General features: G+C 44.3%; 12 protein-coding genes and 3 pseudogenes. 5 read left to right on the top strand and 10 right to left on the bottom strand.

What is annotated here, in order from left to right:
* Positions 1-227: 227 nt before the first annotated feature.
* The 3 genes from rpsI to zapE all read right to left on the bottom strand — a co-directional run bounded on the left by rpsI (position 228) and on the right by zapE (position 2,415).
* Complete coding sequence (gene rpsI / locus QWZ07_RS24630; RefSeq protein WP_004740758.1) at positions 228-620, bottom strand: 30S ribosomal protein S9; 393 nt, start codon at positions 618-620, stop codon at positions 228-230.
* 15 nt (positions 621-635) lie between these two features.
* Positions 636-1,064, bottom strand: a complete 429-nt coding sequence (rplM, locus tag QWZ07_RS24625) for a 50S ribosomal protein L13 (RefSeq protein WP_010434689.1) — start codon at positions 1,062-1,064, stop codon at positions 636-638.
* A gap of 247 nt (positions 1,065-1,311) precedes the next feature.
* Positions 1,312-2,415, bottom strand: a complete 1,104-nt coding sequence (gene zapE, locus QWZ07_RS24620) for a cell division protein ZapE (protein WP_017109289.1) — start codon at positions 2,413-2,415, stop codon at positions 1,312-1,314.
* A 219-nt stretch (positions 2,416-2,634) separates the two neighbouring features.
* On the opposite strand from zapE, the gene zapG reads away from it, so the two are divergent.
* The 3 genes and pseudogenes from zapG to QWZ07_RS24605 form a co-directional block, all read left to right on the top strand.
* Positions 2,635-3,090, top strand: a complete 456-nt coding sequence (zapG, locus tag QWZ07_RS24615) for a Z-ring associated protein ZapG (RefSeq protein WP_017109290.1) — start codon at positions 2,635-2,637, stop codon at positions 3,088-3,090.
* Positions 3,091-3,215: 125 nt separating this feature from the next.
* Positions 3,216-4,571, top strand: coding sequence for a Do family serine endopeptidase (locus tag QWZ07_RS24610; RefSeq protein ID WP_192853830.1), 1,356 nt, complete (start codon positions 3,216-3,218; stop codon positions 4,569-4,571).
* Positions 4,572-4,729: 158 nt separating this feature from the next.
* Positions 4,730-5,461, top strand: a pseudogene (locus QWZ07_RS24605) (trypsin-like peptidase domain-containing protein); the annotation flags it as partial.
* Between the two features lie 59 nt (positions 5,462-5,520).
* Here the strand turns inward: QWZ07_RS24605 and tnpA are convergent.
* Entirely contained in the window at positions 5,521-5,958 is a 438-nt protein-coding gene (tnpA, locus tag QWZ07_RS24600; protein ID WP_192854767.1) for an IS200/IS605 family transposase, read from the bottom strand.
* Positions 5,959-6,071: 113 nt separating this feature from the next.
* On the opposite strand from tnpA, the pseudogene QWZ07_RS24595 reads away from it, so the two are divergent.
* Positions 6,072-6,416: pseudogene (locus QWZ07_RS24595) on the top strand (PDZ domain-containing protein); the annotation flags it as partial.
* A gap of 128 nt (positions 6,417-6,544) precedes the next feature.
* Here the strand turns inward: QWZ07_RS24595 and parC are convergent.
* The 6 genes and pseudogenes from parC to nudF form a co-directional block, all read right to left on the bottom strand.
* Positions 6,545-8,803 carry a DNA topoisomerase IV subunit A gene (gene parC, locus QWZ07_RS24590; RefSeq protein ID WP_065105598.1) on the bottom strand — a complete coding sequence of 753 codons (2,259 nt, stop codon included), beginning with the start codon at positions 8,801-8,803 and terminating at the stop codon, positions 6,545-6,547.
* 3 nt (positions 8,804-8,806) lie between these two features.
* The gene (gene parE / locus QWZ07_RS24585) at positions 8,807-10,687 is read right to left on the bottom strand and encodes a DNA topoisomerase IV subunit B (protein ID WP_017106834.1); all 1,881 of its coding nucleotides are present in this window, start codon (positions 10,685-10,687) and stop codon (positions 8,807-8,809) included.
* Between the two features lie 239 nt (positions 10,688-10,926).
* A complete protein-coding gene (gene yqiA, locus QWZ07_RS24580; protein ID WP_192854523.1) occupies positions 10,927-11,532 on the bottom strand; it encodes an esterase YqiA in 606 nt (201 codons plus the stop codon).
* Positions 11,532-12,356 (bottom strand): annotated as a pseudogene (gene cpdA / locus QWZ07_RS24575) (3',5'-cyclic-AMP phosphodiesterase). Before cpdA ends, yqiA begins: the two are co-directional and overlap by 1 nt.
* A gap of 60 nt (positions 12,357-12,416) precedes the next feature.
* Positions 12,417-12,857, bottom strand: a complete 441-nt coding sequence (locus QWZ07_RS24570; RefSeq protein WP_017106837.1) for a DUF1249 family protein — start codon at positions 12,855-12,857, stop codon at positions 12,417-12,419.
* Positions 12,858-12,861: 4 nt separating this feature from the next.
* On the bottom strand, positions 12,862-13,491 hold the full coding sequence (gene nudF / locus QWZ07_RS24565) for an ADP-ribose diphosphatase (protein ID WP_192854524.1): 630 nt from the start codon (positions 13,489-13,491) through the stop codon (positions 12,862-12,864).
* Positions 13,492-13,718: 227 nt separating this feature from the next.
* Here nudF and tolC point away from each other — a divergent pair, with 227 nt between their 5' ends.
* Positions 13,719-15,047, top strand: coding sequence for an outer membrane channel protein TolC (gene tolC / locus QWZ07_RS24560; RefSeq protein ID WP_192854532.1), 1,329 nt, complete (start codon positions 13,719-13,721; stop codon positions 15,045-15,047).
* The last annotated feature ends 37 nt before the right edge of the window (positions 15,048-15,084 follow it).

Genomic DNA, 15,084 nt, shown 5'->3' with positions numbered 1-15,084 from the left:
ATAAAACCCTACTTTTTGACAAGATAAAGCTACCTTTTTGTAACAATCATGAGGCAAAGCGCACATTGGGTTACAAAAGCTTTCAAAATATAAGAATTTGGGAATAAAACGAGGAGGGAAAAGCGTTTAGCGGGGGCCAGAAAGACAAAAAGCCCGGCATATAGCCGAGCTTTGAACCACAATTCCAGTAATAAAACTGGTCGCGTGTATTTTTCGGTAAGGAAAAATTAACGCTTAGAGAATTGAGGTTTACGACGTGCTTTACGTAGACCAACTTTCTTACGTTCAACGCAACGAGCGTCACGCGTAACATAGCCAGCTGCACGTAGAGCAGGACGTAGAGTTTCATCGTATTCCATAAGAGCACGAGTGATACCGTGGCGGATTGCGCCAGCTTGACCTGAAATACCACCACCAGAAACAGTGATGTAAAGGTCAAGTTTCTCAGTTAGTTCAACTAGCTCAAGAGGTTGCTTAACAACCATACGAGAAGTTGGACGACCGAAGTAAACATCAAGGCTACGCTTGTTGATTACGATCTCACCAGAGCCTGGTTTGATGAAAACACGAGCTGCTGAGCTTTTGCGACGACCAGTGCCGTAGTATTGATTCTCTGCCATTGTCTTAATCCCCAATTAGATGTCTAGTACTTGTGGTTGTTGAGCAACATGGTTGTGCTCAGTACCAGCGTATACTTTAAGCTTACGGTACATCGCGCGGCCTAGAGGACCACGTGGAAGCATACCTTTAACTGCTAGTTCAAGAACCATTTCTGGTTTCTTAGCAATTAGCTTTTCAAAAGTGATAGTCTTAAGACCACCTGGGAACTCAGAGTGACGGTAGTAAACCTTACCCTTAGCTTTGTTACCAGTCACAGCAACTTTCTCAGCGTTAACAACGATGATGTAATCACCAGTGTCTACGTGAGGAGTGTATTCTGCTTTGTGCTTGCCGCGTAGGCGAGAAGCGATTTCACTTGCTAGACGGCCAAGAGTTTTGCCTTCAGCGTCTACAACATACCAGTCGCGTTTTACAGTTTCTGGTTTAGCAACGAAAGTTTTCATGCTAATAATTACCTATTTAAAAAATTTACACTTAAGGAATACTCGCGTATTCCCACTGTCTAAGAGTTACCATTCATCACCCCTTCGAGTGTTGGAAAACTCTTGGCATAACGTGATTTTACTCATCGCTAGAGGCCCGCAGTAACGGTAGGTCGCAGGATTATAGAGAAGAGCGAAGAAAAAATCACCTCTTTTTGAACAAAATCACGATTTTTTTAATTCTCTTTCGTATTCGAGATAATAAGAACTAAATTAAGTGTTCTTTTGCCAAATATTCATGGCTCTGCATTTCAATTAAACGCGACTGACAACGTTTAAACTCAAACTCTAGCTGGCCATTGGTGTACAATTTTTCTAACTCAACTTCCGCTGAAATGATTAATTTCACGTGGCGCTCATAAAACTCATCGACTAACGCAATAAAGCGCCTCGCCGCATCGTCTGACGTCGCCCCCATCTGTAAAACATCCGCTAATAAAACCGTGTGGTAAACCTTAGACAGTTCGATGTAATCATTCTGACTACGAGCTGACTGACAAAGTTGTGCAAAAGTACCATGCAACACCCCATCACTCGCTTCAATGACATCCAATTGGCGATGGTTGACTTCGATCTGCTTGAGCTTCTCTTTATCTTCGCCGACCAACTGCGCGTAATATTTTTCTAGATTGATATTGGCTTGGTTATCTAATGGGTAATGATAGATCTCAGCTTGCTCTAAGGTTCTCAGTCGGTAATCAATACCGCTATCTACATTAAGGATGTGACAGTTTTCTTGAATCAGCTTAATCGCAGGTAAAAAGCGTGCACGCTGTAAGCCATTACGATACAGATCTGCAGGTGGGATATTAGAAGTAGCCACCAAGATAACGTTACGCGCAAAGAGCTCTTGGAACAAAGTCCCTAAGATCATGGCGTCTGTAATGTCTGAAACAAAGAACTCATCGAAACAGATAATATCGGCTTCTTGCTTTAGTTTGTCAGCCACCAGTGGTAATGGATCACTCACATTACCGAGCGCTTTCAGCTCATCATGAACTCGATACATAAAGCGGTGAAAGTGAACTCGCATTTTTTTAGTGGTCGGTAAGGCTTCGTAAAACGTATCCATTAGATAAGTTTTGCCACGACCTACACCACCCCAAAAATAGAGGCCTTTGGGAGGCGTTGGTAACTCGGGCTTTTTACCTAGCAATTTCTGGAATCGCGTAAGTTGAGGAACTGGGGTATTCATGTAATCTTGGAATTGATGAAAGAGTTCATCTAAAGATTTAACTGCTTGCTCTTGTGCTGGATCTCTTTGAAATCCATGTTCTTTTATATCTTGTTCGTATTTTTTAACGGGGTTCATGACGACATTTCCACAATGAAAGCGATATCAGACAGCGAAGAAAAAGGTGCCCAAACAGCACGAGAGATGGTTTGATGCGATGAATAAAGCAACACTAAACTGCTATCCAGCGCACACGCATTTCTCTTTATACTGCGGCTTTCTCATAGTACCATGGAGCCGTATCACGTGTAACTAAGCAGTAACAAACATGTTAAAAAACAATAATAAGGAGCTGTTATGCCTTGGATGTATGCCGTTGCCGGTTTACTAGTCGGAGTTATCTTAGGGGTCGCTATTTCTCGTCTCATGACGCCTGAATACAAAAAACAAAAGAACGTACAAAAAGAATTAGATAGTGCAAAGTTTGCCCTTGAGCAGCAACGACAAGAACTTGCTGACCACTTTGCTAAATCAGCAGAAATGTTAGATACCTTAGGTAAGGACTACACAAAGCTGTATCAACACATGGAAAAAACGAGCTCAGAGCTGATTCCTAATCTGCCAGAGCAAGACAACCCGTTTGTCAAAACAGCCGCTGCCCATTCGGATAAGACGCAAGACAAGCCTTCAACTAAAGAGGCGGCTCTTGAGGAACAACCAAAAGATTACGCTAATGGTGCAACCGGTTTATTTAAAGAACAGAAGAAAGAAATCATTGATGCTCCTGATGTAGTCACAGCAAAAGCATCGTAAACATTTAACACTTCTTGAACTTTACAAAGGTTTTTGAGTCATAACTTTCACTCAGGTCATTTGAAACTTCTCATACTTATTAAACGTATAAGAGGGTTAAGACCTTAACTAGAGAGGAGTTTATGATGAAAAAACCTTTGCTTGCTTTATCAGTACTGACTTTAAGCTTAAGTTCAATCATCACCCCAATTCAAGCAACCGCCGCACTGCCATTAAGTGTGGGTAATGAACAATTACCGAGCCTAGCTCCTATGCTTGAACAAGTGACCCCCGCTGTGGTTAGTATTGCCGTAGAAGGCAAACAAGTACAACGTCAGCAAATCCCTGAACAATTCCAATTCTTTTTCGGCCCAGAGCAAACACGAGAGCGCCCATTCCGCGGATTAGGCTCTGGTGTCATCATTGATGCTATAAAAGGCCATATCGTCACCAACTATCACGTTATAAATGGCGCTGACGATATCAAAGTAAAACTTCATGATGGTCGAGAATACGATGCCGAACTGATCGGTGGCGACCAGATGTCTGATATCGCATTGCTCAAATTAGAGAAAGCCAAAAATCTTACCCAGATAAAAGTCGCCGATTCAGACAAACTCAGAGTCGGCGATTTCAGTGTCGCTATCGGCAATCCATTTGGACTTGGCCAAACCGTGACATCCGGTATCGTTTCAGCGTTAGGCCGTAGCGGCCTCAATCTAGAGAACTTCGAGAACTTCATTCAAACCGATGCCGCGATTAACAGTGGTAACTCTGGAGGCGCATTAGTGAATCTTAACGGTGAACTGATTGGTATCAACACGGCTATCCTGGGCCCTAACGGAGGCAATGTCGGCATCGGCTTTGCAATTCCATCCAATATGATGAAAAACCTGACGGAACAGATCCTCGATTTCGGTGAAGTGAAACGCGGCATGCTCGGTGTGCAAGGTGGAGAAGTCACTTCTGAACTCGCTGAAGCACTCAGCTATGAATCAAGCAAAGGGGCTTTTGTTAGCCAAATTGTCCCTGATAGCGCAGCAGACAAAGCCGGTTTAAAAGCGGGTGACATTATTGTCTCTATTAATGGCAAGCGCATTGATACCTTTAGTGAGCTAAGAGCGAAAGTGGCAACACTAGGCGCAGGCAAGCAGATTGAACTCGGTGTTATCCGCGATGGAAAAAGCAAAAACTTTGATGTAACCCTTGGCGAATCCACCAATAGCAAGACGCAAGCTGAAAAACTCCACGAAGGACTCGCAGGCGCTGAGCTAACCAACACCAACGAGAGTGATGTTGCTACAGGTGTGAAAGTGTCGAGCGTTGCTCAAGGCTCTCCGGCTGAAGCCTATCAGCTTCTAAAAGGTGACATCATCATTGGAGTCAACCGCCAAACCGTTAAGAATCTTGCTGAATTTAGAGAGATACTTGAGAAACAGCCGGGCGTACTAGCGCTAAATATCCAACGTGGCGACCGGACCATCTACCTTGTGATTCGATAACTATTCATCACAATGTTCAAAGGGAGGTGAAGTAGGTTTGATTGAAACTTACTCAGCTTCCCTTTTCTTTAGATGAATCAAAATGCTATGCTTCACTCGTAATTAAGTCGCCCATCCATCGGTGGAGGCTTCACACCTTACTTGTTGAAGAGGGAAACATGCTGTCCTTTCTATTTCGTTCTATTTCCCTTGGACTCGTTTCAGCGGCGCTTATTCTTCTCGTATTTCCGAGCTTAAGGCCAGCGATTGTTGCTGACGTCACTAACCCTAAAGTCGATAATATCGGCTCTCTTCAGATTTCATTTAACCAAGCAGTTCGCCGCGCGGCACCCGCTGTGGTTAATATTTATAGCCGTAAATACGCTGAAAGCGATCGCAACAAGCTGCTGACTCAAGGTTTGGGTTCAGGGGTGATTGTCAGCGAAAAAGGCTACATCATTACCAATTTCCACGTGGTGGCTCAGGCTGACCAAATCGTGGTTGCCTTACAAGACGGACGTGTAGCCGCCGCACAGTTAGTCGGCTCAGATAAACGCACCGATATCGCAATACTTCGAGTCAGTGGTGACAACTTACCAGTGATTCCACTGAACCAAGATTACACAGCCAATGTAGGTGATGTGGTACTGGCTATCGGCAACCCATACAACCTAGGTCAAACGACGACCTTTGGTATTATCTCAGCAACCGGCCGCTCTTCAATCAGTGCAGATGGTCATCAAGCGTTTATTCAAACCGATGCGGCAATCAATGAAGGTAATTCTGGTGGCGCTCTTGTTAACTCACAAGGCGAATTAGTCGGCATTAATACCGCCTCTTTCCAACAAGCAACCGATATGGAAACCTACGGTATTTCGTTTGCTATCCCCTACCCACTTGCCAAAAAAATATCCGCCTTCTTAGAAGGCGGTTTTGCTTTATAACCCCCTAAAAGGGGGCGTCCGCGCTATCAGTTCTTCAATAACTGTAATTGTTGTTCATACTCTATGTCCTGCTTATCTTGGTGTCGTACATATCGCCGAATGACTTCTTCATTCACACCGACCGTATCTACAAAATACCCTCTAGCCCAAAAGTGATTTCCCCATAATTTCTTACGTATATGTGGGAATCTATTGAAAAGTCGAATTGCTGTTCGGCCTTTTAAAACTCCTAACAAACTCGATACTGATAACTTGGGAGGAATAATGACAACAAGATGAACATGATCTGGTTGAACATTTAATTCTAAAACTTCGCAGTCTTTCATATTGCACAAAATATAGATTGAACGATAAAGCTCCTTTCCTACCTTATCTTTCAAAATCTTATATCTGTACTTTGGAGTCCAAACTATATGGTATTTGCAACGCCAATAGACATGTGATGAACTTCTGTAATCGCCCATGTGGTTGTTTCCTCTTACTTGTGGTGAATAAGAGGTTACTTCTAACATGGGCACTTCTTCAGGCTATAGCCTCAAGGAACAATCACCACCGCCCTAGGCGGTGGTTTTGAGGAGCCAATAAAATCATGCAAAAAATCATCGCTGATGGTCGTGTAATTCGTGGTTACATCGGCATTGATGGACAAGATATTAACTCAGTGACATCACGCTTACTGGGCAATAAGAACATCGGTGGTATTGTAGTATTAGGCATTGATCCGAACGGTCCAGCAGCCGATGCAGGCTTTGAAGCACAAGATATTATTGTCAGCATCAACAACACCCAAGTTAATGGCCGCCAAAGCGTTATGGACATTGTTACCGACCTGCGCCCAGGTACGGTGATCGATGTGGGTATTTTACGCCAAGGTAAAAACAAAACTCTGAAAGTGACGATTGCCGAAGATACACGCTTGTAGGTTTAACACTACCGGCGCGATTCAAACCGCCAACGTACACATCTAAAAATACAGATACAAAAAACCCAGCTCTCAGGCTGGGTTTTCTTTTATCTAATCATCTTATCTGATCAAGATAGCAAACGTCTCTATGATTCGCTTGGATCTTCGATATCGATGCGAGTCACGCGTTGCAAACCTCTTGGCAGTAAACCACCACGACGACCACGTTCACCACGGAAGTTCTCAAGATCTGATGGTTTTAAACCCAGTTTACGTTTACCCGCATAGATAGTCAGCGTCGCATTCTCAGGGATAGCCATCAAGTGTGACACAAATTCTTCACGCTCTTTCGCTTTCGCTGAAGGGATGTTGATGATCTTGTTGCCCTTACCTTTGCTAAGCTGCGGCAGGTCTTTAATTGGGAACAACAACATACGACCTTGGTTAGTAATCGCCAAAATCTGGTTGCTTTCAAGGTCAGCAATTGGGCTTGGCAGCATCACTTCTGAAGATTGTGGTAAGTTCACCAACGCTTTACCGCTCTTGTTCTTCGACAGTAGATCACTGCCCTTACAAACAAAGCCATATCCAGCATCAGAACCAACTAACCATAGCTGTTCATTCTCTCCCATCACCACTTGGCGAATCGAAGTACCCGGACTGACGTTCAGGCGGCCTGTAATTGGCTCACCTTGGCTTCGAGCCGACGGTAATGAATGAGACTCAAGGGAGTAGCTTCGGCCATCACTGCCGAGGAACACCGCTTGTTGGTTACTCTTACCCTTAGCGCTCGCTAAGAATTTATCACCTGATTTGTAGTTCAAGCCTTCAGCGTCAACCTCATGTCCTTTAGCATGACGAATCCAACCTTTCTCAGACAACACAACCGTAATTGGTTCGCTTGGTACTAAGTCACGTTCTGTTAGCGCTTTCGCTTCAGCACGCTCAATCAATGGTGAACGACGATCATCGCCGTATTTATCTGCATCGGCTTGGATTTCTTTTTTGATCAGCGTATTCAAGCGACGCTCTGAACCTAGTAGCTTTTCAAGCTTCTCACGCTCAGCTTCAAGCTCTTCTTGCTCAGCTCGAATCTTAAACTCTTCTAACTTAGCTAAGTTACGAAGTTTAATATCAAGAATCGCATTGGCTTGAATTTCAGAAATGTTGAAACGGTTCATTAGGACAGGACATGGTTCGTCTTCTGTTCGAATGATTTCAATCACTTCATCGATATTAAGGTAAGCCGCTAGTAAACCTTCTAAGATGTGCAAACGAGCCAACACTTTATCTAGACGGTATTGCAAACGACGGCGAACCGTTGTGCGACGGAACTCAATCCACTCTTTCAAAATCTGAACTAAGCCTTTCACTTGAGGACGATTGTCTAAACCAATCATGTTCAAGTTAACGCGGAAGTTTTTCTCTAGATCCGTCGAAGCGAATAGGTGACTCATCAATTGGTCACAGTCGATACGGTTCGAGCGAGGAACCACGACGATACGCGTTGGGTTCTCGTGATCAGATTCATCACGCAGATCGTCAACCATTGGCAGCTTTTTAGCTCGCATCTGGTTCGCGATTTGCTCCAATAACTTCGCACCTGACACTTGATGAGGTAAAGCCGTGATAACAATATCAGAGCCTTCTTTGTGCCATACCGCGCGCATCTTGATGCTGCCGCGGCCTGTACGATAGATCTTTTCGATGTCCGACTTCGGCGAAATAATCTCAGCCTCTGTCGGGTAATCAGGACCTTGAATGAAACCCATCACATCTGGAAGTTCAGCTTTCGGCGTATCAATCAAATGAATCGCTGCGTTCGCCACTTCACGGACATTGTGAGGCGGGATGTCAGTCGCCATACCAACCGCAATACCTGTGATGCCGTTAAGCAAGATGTGAGGAAGACGTGCTGGCAACATCTGAGGCTCTTTCATCGTGCCATCAAAGTTTGGTTGCCAATCAACAGTGCCCTGACCTAATTCACCAAGCAGGACTTCAGCAAACTTCGACAGTTTTGCCTCGGTATAACGCATCGCAGCGAATGATTTAGGATCATCCGGTGCACCCCAGTTACCTTGACCGTCCACCAATGGGTAACGGTAAGAGAATGGTTGCGCCATCAATACCATGGCTTCGTAACAAGCAGAGTCGCCGTGTGGGTGGTACTTACCTAGAACGTCACCAACCGTACGAGCTGATTTTTTATATTTCGATGCAGCAGAAAGACCCAACTCAGACATCGCATAGATAATACGACGCTGTACTGGCTTCAAGCCATCACCGATATAAGGCAATGCACGATCCATGATCACGTACATTGAGTAATTTAAATAGGCATCTTCGGTGAACTTGCGCATCGGCAATTGTTCAACGCCATCATATGTAATTTCGTTAGACATCCATTATACCTCGGCCATATCACCGTTAGTCTGTAGCCATGAACGGCGATCATCTGCACGTTTCTTACCAAGCAGCATGTCCATCATCTCGTTGGTTGCGTCGTTGTCATCGATAGTCAACTGAACAAGGCGACGAGTGTTTGGATCCATCGTGGTTTCACGTAACTGAAGTGGGTTCATTTCACCCAGACCTTTGAATCGTTGTACGTTGATCTTGGCTTTTTTCTGCGATAGTCGCTCAAGTACACCATCTTTCTCTGCGTCATCGAGTGCGTAGAACACTTCTTTACCGCAATCGATACGATACAGAGGAGGCATTGCCACATAGATATGACCCGCTTCAACCAATGCATGGAAGTGGCGAGTAAATAGTGCACACAACAGCGTCGCGATATGAAGACCATCCGAGTCCGCATCGGCAAGAATACAGATCTTACCGTAACGTAAACCTGATAAATCATCGTTGTCAGGGTCGATACCGAGAGCAACCGAAATATCATGTACCTCTTGTGAAGCCAGAACTTGGTCGGCAGACACTTCCCATGTGTTGAGAATTTTACCACGCAGTGGCATTACTGCTTGGAACTCACGATCACGAGCTTGTTTAGCAGAACCACCCGCCGAGTCCCCTTCCACGAAGAAGATTTCGGTACGACTTAAATCTTGAACCGAACAATCGGTTAGCTTACCCGGCAGTGCTGGACCCGAAGCGATTTTCTTACGTACAACCTTTTTGCTTGCTCGCATACGACGGTGAGCGTTAGCAATACACGCTTCTGCAAGTAATTCTGCTAGCTGAGGCTTTTCATTCAACCACAAGCTGAACGCATCTTTAACCACACCAGAAACAAACGCAGCGGTTTGACGAGAAGATAAGCGCTCTTTGGTTTGACCCGCAAATTGTGGATCTTGCATCTTCACCGATAGAACGTAAGAACAACGGTCAAAGATGTCATCACCCGTTAGCTTAACGCCACGAGGCAACAAGTTACGGAATTCACAGAACTCACGCATCGCATCAAGCAGACCTTGGCGAAGACCGTTTACGTGCGTACCACCTTGTTTAGTTGGTACTAAGTTCACGTAACTCTCGGTGATCATATCACCGCCTTCTGGCTGCCAGATAATAGCCCAGTTCGCCATTTCTGTTTCAGCAACAAACTCGCCAACGTAAGGCTCTTCAGGCAGTAAGGTATAACCTTTCACACCTTCAGCAAGGTAATCTTTTAGGCCGTCTTCGTAGTACCACTTATGTTCTTCACCGCCCACTTTATCGATGAAAGTGATTTCTAAACCTGGGCAAAGTACTGCTTTCGCGCGCAGGTTATTGATAAGACGTAAGACTGAAAACTTAGAGCTATCGAAGTATTTAGGATCAGGCCAGAAGTGAACAGATGTACCGCTATTGCGGTGACCACAAGTGCCAGTCACAGTGAGTTCAGTCACTGCATGTCCACCTTCTAAGGCAATTTCGTGCACTTGCCCTTCACGGCGAACGGTCACTTCTACACGTTTAGACAATGCGTTTACTACCGAGATACCTACCCCGTGCAAACCACCTGAAAACTTGTAGTTGTTGTTTGAGAATTTACCGCCAGAGTGGAGCTTAGTTAAAATCAGCTCAACACCTGAGATCCCTTTTTCAGGGTGGATATCAACCGGCATACCACGGCCGTCATCGGTAACTTCTAATGATTGGTCAGCATGAAGCACGACTTTAATTTTCTTAGCGTGTCCCGCTAATGCTTCGTCGACCGAGTTATCAATGACTTCTTGGGCAAGGTGGTTCGGCCTTTCTGTCTCTGTATACATACCTGGGCGGTGTCGCACAGGATCGAGACCTTCAAGTACCTCGAGGTCTTTTGCATTATATTGTTCAGTCATAATACGGAGTTTACTCAAAAAGTTTGCGTCAGTTCGCAGGCTCTAGTTTCACTAAAGCAAAATTATTACTATGAACCTTCATAGTAGAGCGAACGAGCGAAGTATTGGGGAATATAGTCTGGAAGCTGAGTAATGATGTCAAGCTAGTTCAAAAACTAAGACATCAAACTATGATATTTCACCATTGATAGATGAAATAACAGGCAAACAAGAGAAAATCACTCTGTTGATGAAACAGGTTAAAGGTTTAGAAATGTGACAATTTGTTGTGGGTAGCGCTCAAAATCAACAAAGCTATGATCACCGCCCTCTTCTACTGTTTGCGTTGCACCTTGGTACTTCTCTACCGCTTGTCGGTAATCCAGAACTTCGTCTTCCGTTTGCTGAAGTAACCAAAAGTCGCTCGGCTTAGCGAGAGCCGGAACCTCTAATGCCTTCAGTTCATCAATGTGTTTTGTTTCCAACACATATCGTTCATCTGTATATGGGTTTACCTGCTCACCTAAATAGTCAGCAAGAAGTTCATACGGCTTCACGGCTGGGTTTACAACCACCGCTTTGAAACCATAGTGACTATTCAGCCATGTTGAAAGGTAGCCCCCCAAAGAGCTACCGACTAATGCGATCTGATATTTATCTTTATATTGCTCGACCAACTGCTGCAAATGAAGAGCAGCTTGTTGAGGGAAGCTCGGCAATTGAGGAGTAACCACTTTAATATCCGTACGGTGCTGAGCACAGTAATCCGCCATCACATTCGCTTTGTGAGAACGTGATGAACTGTTAAAGCCGTGAATATAAAGTAGTAGTGATGGCTTACCGGCTTGCTCATTTGAGTCAGACATTAGTATCCTCCTGCAGCAAAATCAGGTAGGAATTGCCCATGAGGTAAACGGCGAACTTCTGTCGTAACGGTACCATCTTGGTGCAATTCAATCTCTCGCCAGCCTGGAGATAATGTATCAACAGCAAAGTCGTTCGAGTTTGGTTTGAATTGAACACAAGTCGATGGGGTTGCCATGACTTGTACACCATGATGATTGCGATTCATGTCTTGATGAACGTGACCACACAGTACCGCTTTTACATTAGAGTGCTGTTGAACCACATCCCAGAACTGCTCAGCATCTTTCAAGTTGTGTTGGTCAAGCCATGCACTACCCACCAGTAAAGGGTGGTGATGCAAAAGAACCAAGGTATTTCGCTCGGGGAACTCTGAGAGTTTTTGTTCCAGCAGATCAAGTTGTTGATCGCTCAGACGTCCATGCGGCACACCAACCACTTGAGAATCCAGCATAACCATCTGCCAGTTATCTCCTAGCAGAACGTGATCAACACACTGTATTTGTGGCGATGGTAATACACTGCCCATATTAGGCTTGAAATCGTGATTCCCTGGCAACCAATAACATGGTTTCGCCAAAGGCTGAATGCCCGACTCAAACTTTTGGTACGATTCAGCACTGTGGTCCTGCGAAATATCGCCGGTAGCTAAGATCGCTTAATAGTCAAAGTTGTGGCTAACAATGCCATCGACTACAGCACGAAAGCTATCTTGTGTGTTGATGCTTAATAAGCTGCCATTGCTCGGTGCAAATAAATGCGTGTCCGTTAGCTGCACAAGCTTAATACTGCTCTCATCAAATTTTGAAGTGTGTGATAATTCCAAAATAACAAATCCAGATACGTTACTGTTTAGACTTTAAAAGTGTTCTTAAAATAGGCTCAATTAAAAAGGAATTGGCGTACGGCTGATACCAGTTTTTAAACAAAACGTTAACCATTCCCCAAGAAATTTATTCAATTGAAATTTCTCATCCTTTTGCAGAAGCTTAGTGTTGGGATAGTCATATTTCGCTTTGACACGTGAAAAATCCCCGCTAGCGCACACTTCTGCAACTCGAGCGTCGTGATATAGCCTGACAGACATTTTTGGCAAAGGAAACACTGGCATCGCGTCACTCTGACATATATCTATTAATGTGGTGTATTTTGTGACCTCATTCACTGTCAATTGATACACCATATTAACGGCTTGGTAACAGCGAACGTCACCGACCTCATGCCCAACAGGTAACAAAGCGTTAAGTTTGGCATAATTGGTTTCGTAAACTCGCATCAATTCAGCAAGATCAACATGATACGGTTTTTTGACCGCTATATTTGGCATAACGTTAATCTATCCACTCTGACTGTAATTCTTGGTAGTTCAATTGTAGCCACTGCAGCGCAATGATCGTGGCCCCATTTTCAAACACACCCTCTTTTACTAACTGATAAGCCGCCTCGCGACTCATCACTTGCACGCGAATATCTTCACCTTCGTAATCCAATCCGTGTACACCTTTTGCTGTCGTGGCATCAACGCAACCAACAAAGACGTCGAGTCTTTCTGAACAGCCTCCAGATGAAGGGTAATACGAAGTGATCGGTAATACAGATCCGACTTCGACTCCCGCTTCTTCCATTGCTTCACGACGAGCTACATCTTGTGGGGATTCGTCGGTATCAATGATCCCAGCAACAATTTCGTATTGCCACGGGTTCTGATGCTCTAAAGCGCCAACACGGATCTGCTCCACGATCACAACTTCATCACGGACAGGATCGTAAGGTAACAAAGCGGCGGCATGACCACGTTCAAACATTTCACGCTCTATCGGTTGGCTCCAGTCTCCCTCAAACAACCTATGCTTGAATGTGTATTTGACCATTTTGAAAAAACCACGAAACAGCGTCTCTTTTGAGACTATTTCCACATCTTGCGGAGTAAACTCATGTCGTTGATTGTCATACTGTTGCATTTGGTACCTCACTAAGTGATCTTTACAGTTTACTCATTGTCCGAGTTAACTACCAAGGATTAGGTTCAACTTTTTATATAAAATTTATAATTAAAGTTAAGTTTTAAAAAATAAATATTGCACAAGTGGACAGTTAAATGTAAAAAAGTGCAAAGTTTCGAGTAAATTACCACCAAACTGGGTTAAACTCTTTTAAAGAAAATTCCATAAAAGGCAGGAATAGGAAAATGAAAAAACTGCTTCCACTATTTATCAGTGCAGCAATTGGCAGCCTGAGTTCGTCAGCTTTTGCTGATACGCTAGCTGAAGTTTACGACCAAGCAAAACAGAACGATCCACAACTTCTTCGTTCAGCAGCGCAGCGCGATGCCGCTTTTGAAGCAGTAACGTCAAGCCGTAGCTCTTTGTTACCGCAAATCAATTTGACTGCGGGATACAACCTTACTCGTGGTGAGACAGATTTAGATTCATCACCAACGCGAGATAATGATCAAAACGCTCTGACAGCCGGCATTAGCTTTTCTCAAGAACTGTACCAACGCTCTTCTTGGATCACGCTAGATACAGCTGAGAAAACTGCTCGTCAATCTGATTCATCGTACGCGGCAGAGCAACAAGCTTTGATCCTTCGTGTTGCGACAGCTTACTTCGAAGTACTTCGAGCTCAAGATAACCTAGAGTTTGTTCGTGCAGAAAAAGCCGCGGTTGCTCGTCAACTAGAACAAACAAAGCAGCGCTTTGAAGTAGGTCTTTCAGCAATCACCGATGTACATGATGCGCAAGCTCAGTACGATGGCGTATTGGCTGACGAAGTTTTAGCAGAGAACACTCTGATTAATAACTACGAAGGTCTACGTGAGATTACAGGTCAGGAACACTCTAACCTAAGCATCCTAGATACTGATCGTTTCTCAGCAAGCAAATCTTCAGAGTCTGCTACTGCACTGGTTGAACAAGCTGAGCAAAAGAACCTAAGCCTACTTGCTGCGCGTATCTCGCAAGATATAGCTAAAGACAATATTTCCCTACAGAGTTCAGGTCACCTACCATCTCTAACTCTTGATGGCGGATATGACTACACTGATATTGGTTCAAGTGATACTTCTGACGGTACAACAAACAACTTCAATGTTGGCGTTAACTTAAATGTACCTCTATACACCGGTGGTAGCACAACTTCTTTGACTAAACAGGCTGAATACAACTACGTTGCAGCAAGTGAAGATCTAGAAGCCACTTACCGTAGCGTTGTAAAAGACGTACGTGCATTCAACAACAACATCACAGCTTCGATCGGTGCTCTACGCGCTTACGAACAGTCTGTTGTTTCTGCTCAGTCTGCTCTAGAAGCAACAGAAGCAGGTTTTGACGTGGGTACTCGTACTATCGTTGACGTACTAGATTCAACTCGTCGTCTATACGATGCAAACAAAAACCTTTCAGATGCTCGTTACAACTACATCCTAAGTGTTCTTCAGCTTCGTCAAGCGGTTGGTACACTGAGCGAACAAGACATTGTTGATGTAAACGCAGGTCTAAAAGTAGCAAGTAAGTAATTCTTAAATCCTTATTAAAGACTCTAACCTGAGTCTT

The organism is Vibrio lentus (genome assembly GCF_030409755.1).
In the GTDB taxonomy this organism is placed as follows: domain Bacteria; phylum Pseudomonadota; class Gammaproteobacteria; order Enterobacterales; family Vibrionaceae; genus Vibrio; species Vibrio lentus.
This window is presented reverse-complemented; position numbering and strand designations above follow the sequence as displayed.